At 71.6% G+C, this 16,785-nt stretch carries 15 protein-coding genes and 1 tRNA gene; 2 read left to right on the forward strand and 14 right to left on the reverse strand.

Annotated features, from left to right (window positions below; translation table 11 throughout):
* Positions 1-42: 42 nt before the first annotated feature.
* The 7 genes from AB0E98_RS24020 to AB0E98_RS24050 all read right to left on the reverse strand — a co-directional run bounded on the left by AB0E98_RS24020 (position 43) and on the right by AB0E98_RS24050 (position 5,543).
* Positions 43-1,020, reverse strand: a complete 978-nt coding sequence (locus tag AB0E98_RS24020; RefSeq protein ID WP_361706045.1) for a sugar ABC transporter permease — start codon at positions 1,018-1,020, stop codon at positions 43-45.
* A complete protein-coding gene (locus tag AB0E98_RS24025; RefSeq protein WP_361706047.1) occupies positions 1,017-2,342 on the reverse strand; it encodes an ABC transporter substrate-binding protein in 1,326 nt (441 codons plus the stop codon). The genes AB0E98_RS24020 and AB0E98_RS24025 overlap by 4 nt, the downstream gene beginning before the upstream one ends.
* The gene (locus AB0E98_RS24030; RefSeq protein ID WP_361706050.1) at positions 2,339-2,548 is read right to left on the reverse strand and encodes a cold-shock protein; all 210 of its coding nucleotides are present in this window, start codon (positions 2,546-2,548) and stop codon (positions 2,339-2,341) included. Before AB0E98_RS24030 ends, AB0E98_RS24025 begins: the two co-directional genes overlap by 4 nt.
* Before the next feature lie 147 nt (positions 2,549-2,695).
* A tRNA-His gene (locus AB0E98_RS24035) sits at positions 2,696-2,768 on the reverse strand.
* Between the two features lie 107 nt (positions 2,769-2,875).
* Positions 2,876-3,499, reverse strand: a complete 624-nt coding sequence (gene orn, locus AB0E98_RS24040) for an oligoribonuclease (protein WP_361706053.1) — start codon at positions 3,497-3,499, stop codon at positions 2,876-2,878.
* A gap of 5 nt (positions 3,500-3,504) precedes the next feature.
* Positions 3,505-4,842 (reverse strand): helix-turn-helix domain-containing protein, encoded by a 1,338-nt coding sequence (locus AB0E98_RS24045; RefSeq protein WP_361706056.1) that lies wholly within the window; start codon positions 4,840-4,842, stop codon positions 3,505-3,507.
* Positions 4,843-5,210: 368 nt separating this feature from the next.
* Positions 5,211-5,543 carry a hypothetical protein gene (locus tag AB0E98_RS24050; RefSeq protein WP_361706058.1) on the reverse strand — a complete coding sequence of 111 codons (333 nt, stop codon included), beginning with the start codon at positions 5,541-5,543 and terminating at the stop codon, positions 5,211-5,213.
* Between the two features lie 335 nt (positions 5,544-5,878).
* On the opposite strand from AB0E98_RS24050, the gene AB0E98_RS24055 reads away from it, so the two are divergent.
* Entirely contained in the window at positions 5,879-6,400 is a 522-nt protein-coding gene (locus AB0E98_RS24055) for a universal stress protein (protein WP_126918008.1), read from the forward strand.
* A 462-nt stretch (positions 6,401-6,862) separates the two neighbouring features.
* Here the strand turns inward: AB0E98_RS24055 and glmS are convergent, their stop codons facing one another.
* The 7 genes from glmS to AB0E98_RS24090 form a co-directional block, all read right to left on the reverse strand.
* On the reverse strand, positions 6,863-8,683 hold the full coding sequence (gene glmS, locus AB0E98_RS24060; protein ID WP_361706061.1) for a glutamine--fructose-6-phosphate transaminase (isomerizing): 1,821 nt from the start codon (positions 8,681-8,683) through the stop codon (positions 6,863-6,865).
* A 123-nt stretch (positions 8,684-8,806) separates the two neighbouring features.
* Positions 8,807-9,082: a hypothetical protein gene (locus AB0E98_RS24065; protein ID WP_311611242.1), complete on the reverse strand. Its 276-nt coding sequence runs from the start codon at positions 9,080-9,082 to the stop codon at positions 8,807-8,809.
* Between the two features lie 86 nt (positions 9,083-9,168).
* Positions 9,169-10,107, reverse strand: a complete 939-nt coding sequence (locus AB0E98_RS24070; RefSeq protein ID WP_361706064.1) for a DUF4429 domain-containing protein — start codon at positions 10,105-10,107, stop codon at positions 9,169-9,171.
* A gap of 62 nt (positions 10,108-10,169) precedes the next feature.
* On the reverse strand, positions 10,170-11,333 hold the full coding sequence (locus tag AB0E98_RS24075; protein ID WP_361706441.1) for an acyl-CoA dehydrogenase family protein: 1,164 nt from the start codon (positions 11,331-11,333) through the stop codon (positions 10,170-10,172).
* 9 nt (positions 11,334-11,342) lie between these two features.
* Entirely contained in the window at positions 11,343-12,281 is a 939-nt protein-coding gene (locus tag AB0E98_RS24080; RefSeq protein ID WP_361706066.1) for a hydroxymethylglutaryl-CoA lyase, read from the reverse strand.
* Positions 12,278-14,347: a biotin carboxylase N-terminal domain-containing protein gene (locus tag AB0E98_RS24085; protein ID WP_361706070.1), complete on the reverse strand. Its 2,070-nt coding sequence runs from the start codon at positions 14,345-14,347 to the stop codon at positions 12,278-12,280. Before AB0E98_RS24085 ends, AB0E98_RS24080 begins: the two co-directional genes overlap by 4 nt.
* 8 nt (positions 14,348-14,355) lie before the next feature.
* Positions 14,356-15,987, reverse strand: a complete 1,632-nt coding sequence (locus AB0E98_RS24090) for a carboxyl transferase domain-containing protein (protein ID WP_361706073.1) — start codon at positions 15,985-15,987, stop codon at positions 14,356-14,358.
* 101 nt (positions 15,988-16,088) lie between these two features.
* Between AB0E98_RS24090 and AB0E98_RS24095 the strand changes: the two genes are divergently transcribed.
* Entirely contained in the window at positions 16,089-16,697 is a 609-nt protein-coding gene (locus AB0E98_RS24095; RefSeq protein WP_361706443.1) for a TetR/AcrR family transcriptional regulator, read from the forward strand.
* The last annotated feature ends 88 nt before the right edge of the window (positions 16,698-16,785 follow it).

Raw genomic sequence — 16,785 nt, forward strand, 5'->3', positions numbered from 1 at the left:
TCCGCCGATGCCGGTACCGATGTCGGTGGTCACGTCGCCCCCTCACCGGTCCTTCCCCAGCCACCGCGCGAGCAGCGCGTTCACGGCGGCGATCAGCAGCAGGAGCAGGAACATCGTCCAGGCGACGGCCGAGGCGCGCCCCAGGTGGTAGTCGAACCAGCCCTGCTCGTAGAGATAGAGCCCCAGGGTCTGGAACTGGTGCGAGGCGCCGCCCTTCTGGCCGCCCGCCCCGCCGAACAGCAGGGGCTCGCCGAAGAGCTGGGTCGCTCCGATGGTGGAGACGACGACCGTGAAAAGGATCGTCGGCCGTAGCGCCGGCACGGTGATGTGGAGGAACTGCCGCGCGCGCGAGGCGCCGTCGAGCGCCGCCGACTCGTAGAGCTCGTCGGGCACGGCCTGCATGGCGGCCAGATAGATCAGCGCGTTGTAACCCGTCCACCGCCAGATCACGATCGAGGAGACCGCGCACCGAGAGCTCCAGGTGCCGTTCTGCCAGTCGACCGGCCCGACGCCTGCCGCCTCCAGCGCCCAGTTCACCATCCCGTAGTCCCGCCCGTAGAGGACGACGAAGACGAGCGTGGCGGCGGCGACGGACGTGGCGTACGGGGTCAGCAGGGCGACCCGCCAGAAGATGGCGGCGCGCAGCCGGTAGTGGAGGAGGTGCGCCAGGCCCAGCGCCATCAGCAGCTGGGGCACGGTCGACAGCACACCGATGGTGAAGGTGTTGCGCAGCGCGTTCCAGAAGAAGTCGTTGCCGAGCAGCCGGGCGTAGTTGGTCAGGCCCGCCCACTCCATGCGCTCGGGGGACGTCAGCTCCACGCGGTGCAGTGAGGTCCACCCGGTGTAGAGGAGGGGGAAGAGCCCGAACGCGGTGAAGAAGAGGAAGAACGGGGCGACGAATGCGTAGGGGCTGTAGCGGAGGTCCCAGCGGTGGAGGCGGCCGCGCGGGTCGTCCCTGCCGCGCCGCCGGTCCCCGGGAGCGCTGGCCGCGCCCTCCACGACCGTGGTCGTGGCGGTCATTCGTCCACCGCGTTGTCGATCTCCCGCTGTGCCGCCCGCCAGCCGTCCCGGGGCGATCTGCCCTGCTGCTCGACCTGGGGGATGCCGACCTCGGTGAACGCGAGGCCGATCTGCTGTTCGCGCGGCCCGAAGAACAGCGTCGGGACGTGCCGGGCCGCCTCGGTGAAGATCTGCCCGATGGGCGCGTCGCCGAAGTAGGGGTTGCGCGCGTCCCTGACCTCCGGCATGGCGTACGAGGCCGGGGTGGAGGGGATGCCCGCCTGTCGTTCGAACAGCTTGGCCTGCTGGGCGGGGGCCGTCAGCCAGACCGCGAGGTCGATCGCGGCGGCCCGGTGCCGGGCGGCTCGGGGCACGCCGATGAAGGAGCCGCCCCAGTTGGCCGGCCGGGGCGCGGCGGCCACGTCCCACTGGCCCCGGCCCGCCGTGCCCGACTTCTCCTTGATGTAGCCGAGCATCCAGGGCGGGCAGGCGACGGTGGCGAAGCGGCCGTTGGCGTACGCCTGGTCCCAGGGCTTCTCGAACTGTTTGAGCCGGGCCGTCAGCCCGTCCCGGGCGGCCCGCGTCGCCAGGTCCCAGGAGGACCGGACGGCGGGGCCGTTCCGGTAGCGGGGGCGGCCCCCGCGGTCGTAGTAACGCTCGGGGTAGCCGTGCACGGCGGCGTTGTAGAGCCCGGCCGCCGAGTCGGTGAAGACCGTGCCCGCCGGGGCCCGGCGGCGGTAGGCCCGGCCGGCCTCCAGATAGCGCCGCCAGTCCCCGGCCCACAGCCTGCCGACCGCCTCCCGGTCCGTGGGGAGCCCGGCACTCCGGAAGAGATCCTTCCGGTAGCAGACGGCGATCGGCCCGATGTCCGTGCCGAGGCCGATGGTCCGGCCGTCGGGGGTGGTGGCCTGCGCCCACTTCCAGGAGAGCCAGTCGCCCCGGTGGACGCCCTTCGCGCGGGACAGGTCCTCGAAGAGGTCGCCCCGCGCGATGGCGAGCTCATGGACGTTGGCGACCTCCATGGCCTGGATGTCGGCGAGACCGCTGCCCGCCGCGAGGTGGGTGAGCAGCTGGGGGTAGTAGGCCTCGTTCCGGTCGATCACGGTTTCCTTGATCGTGACGCCCGGGTGGAGCCGCTCGTACTCCATATAGAGGCCGGCCTGCTTGTAGCCGAAGACACCGAAGGTGCCGATGGTGATCGTGGTCCGCCGGGCACTCCGGGCGTCCCCGTCCTCGCCGTCCCGGGCACAGCCATCGAGCAGGCTCACCCCGAGGACGAGGACGGCGGCGACGACGAACAGCAGGATCCGTCGGCGGTAGGGGCCGTTCGACCAGGCGGTCACGACCGGAGGACGTTGACGTTCTCCGCCTGCGGCCCCTTCTGTCCCGGGGTGACGTCGTACTCGACCCTGTCGTTCTCGTGCAGCTCCTTGAACCCGGTGCCCTGGACGGCGGAGAAGTGGACGAACACGTCCGGGCCTCCGTCGTCCTGGGTGATGAAGCCGAATCCCTTTTCGGCGTTGAACCACTTCACTGTGCCTTGTGCCATCGGTCATGACCCTTCGTCCGGTACCGGCACATCAGCTTTGCCCGGACAGAGGGCCGACGTCTCCTGACCGCCCCCTGTGTCACTCCTGAGGACTACAAAACGAAAAGGTCCCGGTCCGCTTGAGCGGACCGGGACCTTCCCGATCAGGGTGAGTAACGGGACTCGAACCCGCGACATCCTGGACCACAACCAGGTGCTCTACCAGCTGAGCTATACCCACCACGTCCGGCGTTTGTTTCCGTGTTTCCCACCGGCCGAGAAGAAGTCTACAGGGTCTTCAGGGGTGCTCGCTCCCAGCTTTCGCTTCGCCGGGAGCGAGCTGCGTCACTATGCCTGGCTGCGGCTTTCCGCCTCGACGGGCAGGACGTGCTTGGCCGCGATGGCCTTCGCCGTGTCGGAGTCCGGGCCGGGCTGGGGGACGAAGATCGCCTCGCGGTAGTAGCGGAGCTCGGCGATCGACTCGCGGATGTCCGAGAGCGCCCGGTGGTTGCCGTTCTTCTTGGGGCTGCTGAAGTAGGCGCGGGGGAACCAGCGGCGGGCCAGCTCCTTCACCGAGGACACATCCACGATCCGGTAGTGGAGGTGGCCTTCGAGCGCGGGCATGTCCCGCAGCAGGAAACCGCGGTCGGTGCCGACCGAGTTTCCGCACAGCGGGGCCTTGCCCGGCTCCGGGACGTGCTCGCGGATGTACTCCAGGACCTGCCGTTCGGCGTCCTCGAGGGTGGTCCCGCCGTCCAGCTCCGCGAGCAGCCCGGAGGCCGTGTGCATCTCGCGCACGACCTCGGGCATGGTGGCGAGCGCCTCGGCGGGCGGGCGGACGACGATGTCCACGCCGTCCCCGAGGATGTTCAGCTCAGAGTCGGTGACCAGCGCGGCCACCTCGATGAGCGCGTCGGACGACAGCGAGAGCCCGGTCATCTCGCAGTCGATCCACACCATGCGATCGTTCATACGTCTCACCCTACGGGGCGTTCCCGCTGTCCGGGCAGGCGCGGAGCGTAGAGGTCCGTTTCCGGCTTCCCCGGATCCCCCGGCCCCACCCCGTGCCCGCCGCCATGTCCCGGCGAGTGAGAGATATGTCCGCTATGTCCACCCGGTGGCGGGGGAGCGCCCAGAGGCGCGCCCGTCATCGCGTGGGCGGGCATCGCCGCACGGCGCATCGCCATCAGCGACGGCTCCCCAGGCCGGGGCTCCAGTGGATCCGGCCGGTCGAACCGGTCGCCGCGCTCCGCGCGCTCCGGTCGCTCGCCCCGCTCCGGCCGGTCCACCGGACCGCCCTGCGGCCGGCGCGCCCGGTAGGCGGCCCGATAGGCGGCGGGGGAGGACCCCAGCTGCCGGCGGAAGTGGCCGCGCAGGGCCACGGGCGAGCGGAAGCCGCAGCGTCCGGCGACCTCGTCCACGGAGTAGTCCGAGGTCTCCAGGAGCCGCTGCGCCTGGAGCACCCGCTGAGTGATCAGCCACTGGAGCGGGGCGCTCCCGGTGAGCGAGCGGAACCGCCGGTCGAAGGTGCGACGGCTCATATACGCGCGGGCGGCCAGGGTCTCCACGTCGAACTGCTCGTGGAGGTGCTCCAGCGCCCAGGCGACGACCTCGGCCAGCGGGTCGGCGCCGATCTCCTCGGGTAAAGACCTGTCGAGGTAGCGCTCCTGCCCGCCGGCGCGGCGGGGCGGTACGACGAGCCGGCGGGCCAGGGCCCCCGCGGCGTCGGCGCCGTGGTCGGTGCGGACGATGTGCAGGCACAGGTCGATGCCTGCCGCGGTGCCCGCGGACGTCAGTACGTCGCCGTCGTCCACGAAGAGCTCCCGGGGGTCCACATGGACCGACGGATAGCGCTTCGCGAGCGTGGGCGCGTACATCCAGTGGGTGGTGGCGGGCCTGCCGTCGAGCAGGCCCGCGGCGGCCAGTACAAAGGCACCGGTGCACAGCCCGACGATGCGGGCGCCCTCCTCATGGGCCCGGCGCAGTGCGTCGAGCGCGGCGGCGGGTGGCGGCTGGGTGATCGACCGCCAGGCCGGTACGACGACGGTCCCGGCCCTGGAGAGCGCCTCCAGGCCGTACGGTGCGGTCAATTCCAGGCCGCCGGTCGTTCGCAATGGCACATCTTCGCCCGCGCACACCAGCAATCGGTAGCGGGGGACTCCCGCGTCCTGCCGGTCGATGCCGAACACGGAGAGCGGGATGGAGCTTTCGAAGATGGGGCCGCCGCTGAAAAGCAGTACGGCGACGATCTCCCGGCGGCGGCGTCCGGAGAGCTTGCGCGCGGTCTCCGGTACGGTCGTGGAGTCCTGGCTCATGGCGCTAAGCCCCCCTCGGCGGTCGAGTCCTCTCGGTCCTGCACGTTTCCCCTCGGTCCTGAACGGTTCCCCCGCCGGTCATGGCCAAGATCGAATCTACTGCGTCGCTTGGAGACGCGGTGACCAGTTCACCACCCGCCTCTAAATCGACATGACAACTTGGCGTGAAGCGTTCGATCACGAAGCGTTGCACTTGCAGGCTCCGGTGAAAAGTACGCCTCTCGCCCCTGCCCACACTCCTCAGTCGGCAACCGCCCTCAGCGGTTGTTTCCTTGCTGGTCGACCGGCTGATGAGAGGGGTTCCGGCCGAGGTATGAAGTTCGGGCCGAAGTTGGCTGAAAACATATGGGTGCAGGCGTGCGAGGGGGTCAGTCGGCGGGGCTACCGGGCCCCTGCCGACGGGCTCCGCGATGGCTTCCGCCGCCCGTCCGGCCGTGCCGGCCCCGGTGCGGCGACGCCTGTTCCGCGGACACCTTTGCGGCGGTGCGCTCGGACTGACGCAGGAGTCCGTGGCAGACGCAGGTGAGTGCCACCAGACCGGCGGCCGTGCCGGCCGCGCCGCCGAAGGACTGACCGCACATCAGCAGGACGACCGGGACCAGGGCACAGCTGAAGGCCGCCCAGCGGACCACGTCGCTCACCGGATCGGGGGACGGCCCCTCGGGCTTCTCCTCGTGGGCGAAATCATGGGTTCCGGGCACGGAAGGGCTCCCTGCTGGCGGCTGATGGCGGTACTAACAACGGCCAGTCGGGGGCGTGGGTCACTGGGGAGTGGGTAGCAGGGGGTGTGAGCCCGGGCCATTGCGCTACGCGCCGCGCTCGTGCATGCTCCGGGGAACCGCCCACGGGGCCGCCGGCCCGGCGGGCGGCCTCTGGGCAGGCAGCGACTGTCGCCGTACCCTGGGGGGTAAGCACTTGAAAAGATGAATCCCGGACGGATTTGGCCGTCCAAGATCCATCAGCGGGTGCCCCTCGACAACTCCAACCAGTCCACCGCCGATCCCCTCGACCAGAGGCTTCCTTCGCCGAGACACCGATGGCCGGTCACGAATTCTCCGAACCCGCGGACCGCAAGCGGATCGCCGATCAGGCAGCGAATCCCGAAGCGGCGGAAGAAACACGTCATTCCTGCGATCCGGCGTTCCGGCACGGCGTCGTGGTGGGCTTCGACGGTTCCATGTCGAGTGAGCGGGCGCTTGCGTATGCAATCGGTATGGCCCGGCGCTCGGGCTCGGGGCTGATCATCGTCCATGTGGCCAACCGGCTGCCGACGACCGTCTGGGCGGGCTGTGAGCCGCCGGTCTTCGTGGACGTCCCCGATCACCGCACGGAGGTCCTGGGCCTGGAACTGGCCTGCGCCGACCACCTTTCCGAGGTGCCCTGGATCCTGGTGGAGCGCGGCGGGGACATCTGCCACGAACTTGAAGAAGTCGGGCGCGAATACGCCGCCGACGCCATCGTGGTGGGCTCCACCCACGGTCTGGTCGGCCGGATCTTCGGTTCCGTGGCGGGCCGGCTGGCGCGCCGGGCGCAGCGGCCTGTGGTCGTCATCCCGTAAGGGCCGGGCACGGTCCGCCGGCGGTTTCCCGCGGGTGCCATGGGGCTTCGGCCATTCCCCCTGCGACGTATGCAGCCGTGCGATGCCGTTGGTGCGAGGGGTGCGACAGAAACTGGCGGAACGTCAACTGTCGTGCGCCACAGGGGAATGGCCCCACCGGTCCCTTGACTTCCCCCGGAATCTACTCGCGCGTAGGGGTGCCGGGAGCGTCCCGGACGGGTACAACTCCGGCAGCACGTCCCCCAGGGCGTGCCGCCGGACGGGAGGTGACGGTTCCCGGGGCCGGTGGCATCACCGCCGGTGTGAGGGCGACGCCGGCGCGAAAGGAGGCGGCCCTCCCCGCGCGCGTGGTGGCACGCGTGGGGAGGGCCGTTCTCTCGTACCTGTCGCGGACAGGTGCGGACAGGTCCGAGAGGGCTTGCGGGGCCCGCGGCCGGTCGGCCGGGCGGGCCCGGGGGCGGACTACTCGACGGTGACGGACTTCGCCAGGTTGCGCGGCTTGTCGATGTCGCGGCCCATGGCCTTCGCCGTGTAGTACGCGAAGAGCTGGAGCGGGATGCCCATGAGGATGGCGTCCAGTTCGTCCTCGTTCTTCGGCACCACGATCGTGTGGTCGGCCTTCTCCTGCTCCTGGTGGGCGACGGCGAGGATGCGGCCGCTGCGGGCCTTGATCTCCTCGAGCGCGGCGCGGTTCTTCTCCAGCAGCTCGTCGTCCGGCACGATCGCGACGGTCGGCATCGCGGGCTCGATCAGGGCCAGCGGACCGTGCTTCAGCTCGGAGGCCGGGTAGGCCTCGGCGTGGATGTACGAGACCTCCTTGAGCTTCAGCGAGGCCTCACGGGCCACCGGGTAGCCCCGCACTCGGCCGATGAACATCATCGACTTGGCCTCGGCGTACTCCTTGGCCAGCTCCTCGATCTGCGCCTCGTTCGCCAGGATCTCCTCGATCTGGCCGGGCAGCTTGCGCAGGCCCTCGATGATCCGCTTGCCGTCGGCGACGGACAGGTCGCGGGTGCGGCCCAGGTGGAGGGCGAGCAGACCGAAGGAGACCACCATGTTGGTGAAGCACTTGGTGGAGACGACGCAGACCTCGGGGCCGGCGTGGACGTAGATGCCACCGTCGGTCTCGCGGGCGATCGCCGAGCCGACCACGTTCACCAGGCCCAGGACGCGGGCGCCCTTGCGCTTGAGCTCCTGGACGGCGGCGAGCACGTCGTAGGTCTCACCGGACTGGGACACCGCGATGTAGAGGGTGTCGGGGTCGACGACCGGGTTGCGGTAGCGGAACTCGGAGGCCGGCTCGGCGTCCGCGGGTATACGGGCGAGCTCCTCGATCATCTGGGCGCCGATCTGGCCGGCGTGGTACGAGGTGCCACAGCCGAGGATCTTCACCCGGCGCACGGCGCGGGCGTCACGGGCGTCCAGGTTGAGGCCGCCGAGGCGCACGGTGGAGAAGCGGTCGTCGATGCGGCCGCGCAGGGCGCGGTCCACGGCGTCGGCCTGCTCGTGGATCTCCTTGTGCATGTACGTGTCGTGGCCGCCCATGTCGTAGGACTCGGCCTCCCACTCGACGGTGGTCGGCTGGGCGGAGGTGGAGGAGCCCTCGGTGGTGTACGTGCGGTAGTCGTCGGCGCGCAGGGTGGCCATCTCGCCGTCGTCGAGGGTGACGACCTGGCGGGTGTGGGAGACCAGGGCCGCGACGTCGGAGGAGACGAACATCTCCTTCTCGCCTATGCCCAGGACCACGGGGGAGCCGTTGCGGGCGACGACGATGCGGTCCGGGAAGTCGGCGTGGAGGACGGCGATGCCGTACGTGCCCTCGATGTGCTTGACGGCCTCGCGGACCTTCTCCTCCAGCGTGCCGGCCTCGGAGCGGGCGATGAGGTGGGCGAGCACCTCGGTGTCGGTGTCGGAGACGAAGACGAAGCCCTCGGCCGTCAGCTTGGCGCGCAGGTCGGAGGCGTTGTCGATGATGCCGTTGTGGACGACGGCCACCTTCTCCTCGGCGTCGAGGTGGGGGTGGGCGTTGACGTCGTTCGGCGCGCCGTGGGTGGCCCAGCGGGTGTGGGCGATGCCGGTGGTGCCGTTGAAGCGCTTGGGCAGCCGGGACTCCAGCTCGCGGACGCGGCCCTTGGCCTTGGCGGACTTCAGGCCGCCGGTCTTGCCGGCCGCGTGCAGGGCGATGCCGGCGGAGTCGTAGCCGCGGTACTCCAGGCGCTGGAGACCCTCCAGCAGCAGCGGTGCGACATCACGCTTGCCGATGTATCCGACGATTCCACACATAGATGACCCTCCCAGGTAAAGCGTTCGTGGTGCCCGGCACTACGGCGGCACTCGGTGGCGGTTGCGAGGACGGAACGGGGCGGCCGTGCGGAGCCGGCCCCGGCCCGTCGACGTCCCGGCGGCTCAGCCGTAGACGATGCGGCGCAGTTGCCGCAGTGAGAGCTCGGGTGGCGCCACCGCGCGGTGCGGCAGCTCCGTCGCGATGCGCTCGAAGATCTCCGCGTTGTTCAGTCCACCGGACTGAAGCTCGCGATGGCGGCGGCGCACGAATTCCTCGGCCGTCTCGTCGAAGTACGCCAGCACGTCCAGCACCACCCGGGCGGCCTCGCCGCGCTGTAGCGGCGTGCTGCGCACCAGGTGGTCGACCAGGTCGTCATGGGACATGCGGCGTTCGAGCACCCGTCGATAGTGAGGGGAAGACGAGCCTTTCGCAAGAATCCTGCCCGATATCGGGCAGGAGTGCGGGGGAATGTGAGAGGAAAAGGTTAGAAACGGCGCAGGACGGCCTGTTTCGCCGCGGCGAACTCCTCGTCCGTGAGGATCCCGGCGTGACGCAGCTCACCCAGCTCCCGCAGTCGGCGCAGCAGCGCGTCGTGACCGTCGGCGGCGGGGTCGCCCTGATCCGGGGCGGCGGGACCGGCCGGGGGCGCGCCCTCCAGGGCCTTCGGGACGCCGGGGGCCGGGGCGCCGGGCGGGACGGCGGCGGACCGCGCGGCGCCGGCGGCGGAGGGGTGCGGCAGCCGGGCGGTCACGGCGGCGGCCACCAGCGCCATCAGCGGGTCCTTCTTGAAGCCGTAGAGCTCGACGGCGTGCGGGTCGTGCTTGGGTGGCGCGTTCGTGGGGGCCTGGGGGACGGTGAAGCGGAGGTAGCCGTTCTCCAGGCCCGCGGAGGGTTGCCACTCCACCGAGGCGATGTCGGCGACGGGCAGGACGCGCGTCCCCGCGGACTTCTTCCCCTCGGCGGTGACCCAGTTCCATTCGAGGCGGACGCGCTCGCCGTCGAAGGAGGCGGTGCCGTCCCCGGCGCTCACCGACAGCGGTACGGCCGGTCCCGGCAGCAGATAGCGGTCGGTGGGGCCGTCCGGCAGCTGCTCCAGCAGCAGGGCGTGGCGCACCTCGTCCACGAAGTACTCCGCGACGCCCGTACGGTCCTGCTCAACCGCGAGCTGATACGGATCCGCCGTCTCCGGAAGCCGGCCGCGGGCGGCCTGGGTCAGCGGGTCGGACCCGTCGCGCAGCCGCAGCCGGAGCCGTCCGCCCCGGCGGGCCGGCTCGAAGGCGACGCCCGCCACCGCGCTCAGCGGAACGGCGAGCTCACCCAGGGTCTGGCGCAGCGGATGCACTCCCCGCTCCCGGCCCGGCACGATGCGTATCGTGTCGCCGTCGAAGGTCCATGTCCCGTCCTTCTGGAGGATCTCTGCCATGGACGGAATTCTCGCAGCCGGGCCGGGGGCGCGGGGCGGGGAGCGGGGGTGTACCGGGGACGTCAGGCGCCGGGCAGCCCCAGCTCGCGGGCGATCAGCATCCGCTGCACCTCGCTGGTGCCCTCGCCGATCTCCAGGATCTTGGAGTCCCGCCACATCCGGGCCACGGGGTACTCGTTCATAAAGCCGTAGCCGCCGTGGATCTGGGTGGCCTCACGGGCGTTGGTGACGGCGATCTCGGAGGAGTAGAGCTTGGCCAGCGCCGCCTCCTTCTTGAACGGCTCGCCGTGCACCAGCCGGGACGCGGCGTCGCGCCAGGCGATCCGGGCCGTGTGCGCCCGCATCTCCATGTCGGCGATCTTGAACTGGATGGCCTGGTTGGCGCCGATCGGCCGGCCGAAGGCCTCCCGGGTCCGGGCGTAGGTGATGGACTCGTCGACACAGCCCTGGGCGAGCCCGGTGGCCAGCGCGGAGATCGCGATCCGGCCCTCGTCCAGTATCCGCAGGAACTGGGCGTAGCCGCGGCCCTGTTCGCCCAGCAGATTGGCGGCCGGCACCCGGACGTCGGAGAAGGACAGCTCCCGGGTGTCCGAGGCGTTCCAGCCGACCTTGGAGTAGGGGGCGGCGACCGTGAAGCCCGGGGTGCCGGACGGCACGATGATCGAGGAGATCAGCGGCTTGCCGTTCTCGGCGTGGCCGGTGACGGCGGTGACGGTGACCAGGCCGGTGATGTCGGTGCCGGAGTTGGTGATGAAGCACTTGGTGCCGTTGATCACCCATTCGTTCGTCGTCTCGTCGAGACGGGCCGTGGTGCGGGTGGCCCCGGCATCGGAACCGCCGTCGGGCTCCGTCAGGCCGAACGCGCCCAGCATCTCGCCGGAACAGAGCTTCGGCAGCCACTCGCGCTTCTGCTCCTCGGTGCCGAAGCGGAAGATGGGCATCGCGCCCAGCGAGACCCCGGCCTCCAGGGTGATCGCCACGGAGGAGTCCACCCGGGCGAGCTCCTCAAGGACCAGCCCGAGGGCCAGATAGTCCCCGCCCATGCCGCCGTACTCCTCGGGGAACGGCAGCCCGAACAGTCCCATGCGGCCCATCTCCCGCACGATCTCGTACGGGAACTCATGGCGCTCGTAGAAGTCGCCGATCTTCGGGGCGACGACCTCGTGGGCGAACTCCTCCACGGTGCGGCGGAGTTCCTCGTGCTCGGGGGAGAGGCGGTGGTCCAGCGACATGGCTCAGGACTCCTGGTGGGAGAGGGCACGGACGGTTCGGGAGGGGCTGGGTCGGCCCAGGTGGCCGGCCATCCAGACGCTGGTGGCGGTGAGACGGCCGAGATCGACCCCGGTGGCGATGCCGAGGCCGTCGAGCATCCAGACGAGGTCTTCGGTGGCGAGATTGCCGGTGGCGCTCTTGGCGTACGGGCAGCCGCCGAGACCGCCGGCGGAGGCGTCGACCGTGGTCACGCCGTGGCGCAGGGCGGCGAGGGTGTTGGCGAGCGCCTGCCCGTAGGTGTCGTGGAAGTGCACGGCGAGCCGGTCAGTGGGCACCCCGGCCTCGTTGAGCGCGGTGAGCAGCGCCGTGACGTGGCCGGGTGTGGCGACGCCGATGGTGTCGCCGAGGCTCAGCTCGTCACAGCCCAGGTCGAGGAGGCGGCGGCTGACGCGGACGGTCCGCTCCAGGGGGACGGCCCCCTCCCAGGGGTCGCCGAAGCACATGGAGAGATAGCCGCGCACCCGCAGCCCCGCCTCCCGGGCCGTCGCCACGACGGGGGCGAACATCTCCAGCGACTCGTCGACGGAGCGGTTGAGATTGGCCCGGGCGAAGGACTCGGTGGCGCTGCCGAAGACGGCGATCTCCCGGGCACCGAGGGCGAGGGCGCGGTCGAGCCCGCGCCGGTTGGGCACGAGCACGGGGAGCCGGGCGGGGACGCCCTTGAGTAGCGGCAGCAGCTCCTCGGCGTCGGCCAGCTGGGGCACCCACTTGGGGTGGACGAAGCTCGTCGCCTCCACCGTGTCCAGGCCGGCGGCGGCCAGCCGGCGGACGAACTCCGCCTTGACCTCGGTCGGGACGATCGTCTTCTCGTTCTGGAGGCCGTCGCGGGGGCCCACCTCGTGGATCCGCACCCGGGTGGGGAGGGCGGGGTCCGGGACGGCCATGGGCAGTCCGCTGATCATGACTCCTCCAGGGGTGCGGCCGGGGTGACGACGGGTGTGACGACGGCCAGGACCTGGTCCATCGCCACCGTGCTGCCGGGCGTCACGTCGAGCTCGGTGACGGTGCCGGCGTGGGGGGCGGCGATGACGTGCTCCATCTTCATCGCCTCCACGACGAGGAGGCTCTGACCGGCCTCGACCTCGTCCCCGACGGCGGCCTTGACGACGGTGACCGTGCCGGGCATGGGGGCGGTGAGGGTGCCGGCGTGGGCACCGGCGCCACCGCCACCGACATCGACGGGGTCGTGCGTCAGCAGATGCCAGGTGTCGCCTCGGCGGGAGAGCCAGATGCCCTGCGGGGTGGTGGTGACGGCGAAGGGGTGGGTGAGGCCATCGAGCTGGAGGGTGGTCTGCTCCCCGGCCCCCCGGGAGGGCAGCAGCTTCGCGCTGCCGGGGACGGCGGGCACGGTCTCGTCCGACGGCGCCAGCAGGAACTCCGCCCCGTCGGCGTCACCGCGCACGCGGACCGTGACCGGGACGTGGCCCGGGGCGCGGAGGTGGTGGGGCGTCCAGGCGGCTTCGCCGCCGAGGCGCCAGCCGTTCGGCACCGAGAAGGGGTCCACCCACTCGGCCGGGGGCCGGGGGGCCTGCCCCCCGCTCAGCCCCTGCTGGCGCAGCAACCCACCCGCCACGTACACCTCTTCCGGCACCTCCGCCGGAACGAGCGTCGCCGCGTCGCGGTCGACGAGCCCCGTGTCGAGCGTGCCCGACACCACGTCGGGGTGGGCCAGCAACCGCCGCAGGAAGCCCACGTTCGTGTCCACGCCCAGGACGACCGTCTCCGCGAGGGCGGCCCGCAGGCGGCGGAGGGCCGTGGCCCGGTCCGGGCCGTGGGCGACGATCTTCGCGAGCATGGGGTCGTACGACGTGCCGACCTCCGCGCCCGCCATGAGCCCGGAGTCCACCCGGACGCCCTCGCCCGCCGGCTCGCGCAGGGCCAGGACCGTGCCCGCCGAGGGCAGGAAGTCGACGCGGTCGCCGCTCACCCGGGCGGTCTCGGCGCAGACGCGCGCCTCCACCGCGTGGCCCGTGAGCGTCACGTCCTCCTGGGCGAAGCCCAGCAGCTCGCCGGCCGCGACCCGGATCTGCCACTCGACCAGGTCCAGCCCGGTGATCAGCTCCGTGACCGGGTGCTCGACCTGGAGACGGGTGTTCATCTCCATGAAGTAGTACGCGGACGGGTCGCCGCCCGGGACGATGAACTCCACCGTCCCCGCGCCCGTGTAGCCGCAGGAGCGGGCGGCCTGCACGGCGGCCTCGCCCATCGCGGCGCGCGTGGCCTCGTCCAGCAGGACGCTGGGGGCCTCCTCGATGATCTTCTGGTGGCGCCGCTGGAGCGAGCACTCGCGCTCGCCGAGGTGGACGACGCCGCCGTGGCCGTCGGCCAGCACCTGGATCTCGATGTGCCGGGGGCGGTCGATCCAGCGCTCGACGAGCAGGGTGTCGTCGCCGAAGGACCCGCGGGCCTCGCGCCGCGCGGCGGCGATCTCCTCGCCGAGCAGCGCCGCGTCGCGCACCAGCCGCATGCCCTTGCCGCCGCCGCCCGCGGAGGGCTTCAGCAGGACCGGCATCCCGATCGCGTGCGCCGCGTCGGCCAGTTCGGCGTCGGTCAGGCCGCTGCCCGACGAGCCCGGCACGACGGGCACGCCCGCCGCCTGGACCGTCTCCTTCGCCCGGATCTTGTCGCCCATCAGCTCGATCGCCCCGGCGGGCGGGCCGATGAAGACGAGCCCCGCGTCCGCGCAGGCGCGGGCGAAGGCGGCGTTCTCCGCGAGGAAGCCGTAGCCGGGGTGGACGGCCTGCGCGCCGGTGCGGGCGGCGGCGTCCAGCAGGCGCTCCACGGACAGATAGCTCTCCGTGGCGGCCGGGGGGCCGATGCGTACGGCGGCGTCGGCCTCGCGGACGTGCCGGGCGTCGGCGTCCGCGTCGCTGAACACGGCGACGGACCGGATGCCGAGCGCGCGCAGCGTACGGATGACGCGTACGGCGATCTCGCCCCGGTTGGCGACAAGGACTGTCTCGAACATGCTCCGCCTCACATCCGGAAGACGCCGTAGCCGGGCGCCGCGCCGTCCCTGGCGGGAAGCGGGGCGTTGGCACAGGCGGTCAGGGCCAGGCCCAGCACCTGCCGGGTCTCCAGGGGGTCGATGACTCCGTCGTCCCACAGCCGGGCGGTCGCGTAGTAGGCGTTGCCCTGGGTCTCGTACTGCTCGCGGATCGGCGCCCGGAAGGACTCCTCGTCCTCCGCGCCCCACTCCTCGCCGCGCGCCTCCAGCTGGTCGCGCTTGACGGTGGCGAGGACGGAGGCCGCCTGCTCGCCGCCCATCACCGAGATCTTCGCGTTGGGCCACATCCACAGGAAGCGGGGGGAGTAGGCCCGGCCGCACATGGAGTAGTTGCCCGCGCCGTACGAGCCGCCGATGACGACCGTCAGCTTGGGGACACGGGTGCAGGCGACGGCGGTGACCATCTTGGCGCCGTGCTTGGCGATGCCGCCCGCCTCGTACTGCCGGCCGACCATGAAGCCGGAGATGTTCTGGAGGAAGAGCAGCGGGATGCCGCGCTGGTCGCACAGCTCGATGAAGTGGGCGCCCTTCTGGGCGGATTCGGAGAAGAGGATGCCGTTGTTGGCGACGATGCCCACCGGGTGGCCGTGGATCCGGGCGAAGCCGGTCACCAGCGTCTGCCCGAACTCCGCCTTGAACTCGGCGAACCGCGAGCCGTCGACGATCCGGGCGATGACCTCGCGCACGTCGTACGGGGTGCGGGAGTCCGCCGGGACCGCGCCGTAGAGCCCCGCCGGGTCGGCCTTGGGCTCCTCGGCCGGCTCCACCGACCACGGCAGGGAGCCGCGCTCGGGGAGGGTCGAGACGATGGTCCGCACGATGCGCAGGGCGTGCTCGTCGTTCTCGGCGAGGTGGTCGGTGACGCCCGACACCTTCGAGTGGACCTCGCCGCCGCCCAGCTCCTCGGCGGTGACGACCTCGCCCGTCGCGGCCTTCACCAGCGGCGGGCCGCCCAGGAAGATCGTGCCCTGGCCGCGCACGATCACGGCCTCGTCGCTCATCGCCGGGACGTAGGCGCCGCCGGCCGTGCAGGAGCCGAGGACGGCCGCGATCTGCGGGATGCCGGCGCCGGACATCCGGGCCTGGTTGTAGAAGATCCGGCCGAAGTGGTCGCGGTCGGGGAAGACCTCGTCCTGCATGGGAAGGAAGGCGCCGCCGGAGTCGACCAGATACAGGCACGGGAGCCTGTTCTCCAGGGCGATCTCCTGGGCGCGCAGATGCTTCTTGACGGTCATCGGGTAGTACGTGCCGCCCTTGACCGTGGCGTCATTGGCGACGATCACCGTCTCGCGGCCGGAGACCCGGCCGATGCCCGCGATCACGCCCGCGGCCGGGGCGGACCCGCCGTACATCCCCTCGGCGGCCAGCGGGGCGATCTCCAGGAAGGGCGAGCCGGGATCGAGCAGGGCGTCGACGCGATCGCGCGGCAGCAGCTTCCCGCGCGCGGTGTGCCGCGCGCGGGCCTTCTCGCCGCCGCCCAGCCGGGCGGCGGCGAGCCTGCCGCGCAGCTCCGCCGTCAGCTCGCGATGGGCGGCCTCGTTGGCCCGCCAGGCCTCGGACGCCGGATCCGCGGCGCTCCCCAGCACCGGTGCCTGCTGCATGGACTCGAGCTCCCTTGCTCGGTTAATGAGCGTTAACACAGTGCCTTCAGGTTAACGACCACTAACGCCCGCTGTCTAGAATTACCTTTGTGGAAGACGTTGTGAGCACCGCCCGAACGGCCCCGGCCGCCCTCTCCCGCCGGGAGCAGATCCTGCGGGAGGCCGCGCGGCTCTTCGCCGAGCGCGGCTTCCACGGCGTGGGCGTGGACGAGATAGGGGCGGCGGTCGGCATCAGCGGCCCAGGGCTCTACCGCCACTTCGCCGGCAAGGACGCGATGCTCGCCGAGCTGCTGGTGGGCATCAGCGGGCGGCTCCTCACGGGCGGCCGGCAGCGCGTCGCCGAGGCGGCGGAGGCGGACGCGGCCCCGGCCGAGGTGCTGGACTCGCTGATCGACGGGCACATCGACTTCGCCCTGGACGACCGGGCGCTGATCATCCTCCACGACCGGGAGCTCGGCCAGCTCCGCGACAGCGACCGCAAACTGGTGCGCTCGCTCCAGCGCCAGTACGTGGAGCTGTGGGTCGACGTCGTTCGCAGGCTGTACCCCGGCACCTACGAGGTGGAGGTCCGGGCCGCCGTCCACGCCGTCTTCGGCCTGCTCAACTCCACCCCCCACCTGGGCCGCCCCGGCGCCCTCCCCGCCCGGACGGCCATGGCCGCGCTGCTGCGCCGCCTGGCCCTGGGCGCGCTCGGTTCCCTGGCGGCCTGACGGGCCGGGCCGACGGGCCCCGGAGCGGGCCGGCGAGATCACGCCGAACGGATCTGGACAGCCCTGGTGACCGGCCGGTAGCTTCCGC

Origin of the sequence: Streptomyces sp. NPDC037389, assembly GCF_040636475.1 — a bacterium.
Lineage (GTDB): Bacteria > Actinomycetota > Actinomycetes > Streptomycetales > Streptomycetaceae > Streptomyces > Streptomyces hesseae.

Bases quoted from the DNA above. Each gene is read 5' to 3' on its own strand.
- AB0E98_RS24030 (WP_361706050.1), bottom strand. From the start codon at position 2,548: ATGGCACAAGGCACAGTGAAGTGGTTCAACGCCGAAAAGGGATTCGGC.
- AB0E98_RS24055 (WP_126918008.1), top strand. From the start codon at position 5,879: ATGGCCGGTCACGAATTCTCCGAACCCGCGGACCGCAAGCGGATCGCC.
- AB0E98_RS24045 (WP_361706056.1), bottom strand. From the start codon at position 4,842: ATGAGCCAGGACTCCACGACCGTACCGGAGACCGCGCGCAAGCTCTCC.
- AB0E98_RS24070 (WP_361706064.1), bottom strand. From the start codon at position 10,107: ATGGCAGAGATCCTCCAGAAGGACGGGACATGGACCTTCGACGGCGAC.
- glmS (WP_361706061.1), bottom strand. From the start codon at position 8,683: ATGTGTGGAATCGTCGGATACATCGGCAAGCGTGATGTCGCACCGCTG.
- AB0E98_RS24085 (WP_361706070.1), bottom strand. From the start codon at position 14,347: ATGTTCGAGACAGTCCTTGTCGCCAACCGGGGCGAGATCGCCGTACGC.
- orn (WP_361706053.1), bottom strand. From the start codon at position 3,499: ATGAACGATCGCATGGTGTGGATCGACTGCGAGATGACCGGGCTCTCG.
- AB0E98_RS24090 (WP_361706073.1), bottom strand. From the start codon at position 15,987: ATGCAGCAGGCACCGGTGCTGGGGAGCGCCGCGGATCCGGCGTCCGAG.
- AB0E98_RS24020 (WP_361706045.1), bottom strand. From the start codon at position 1,020: ATGACCGCCACGACCACGGTCGTGGAGGGCGCGGCCAGCGCTCCCGGG.
- AB0E98_RS24080 (WP_361706066.1), bottom strand. From the start codon at position 12,281: ATGATCAGCGGACTGCCCATGGCCGTCCCGGACCCCGCCCTCCCCACC.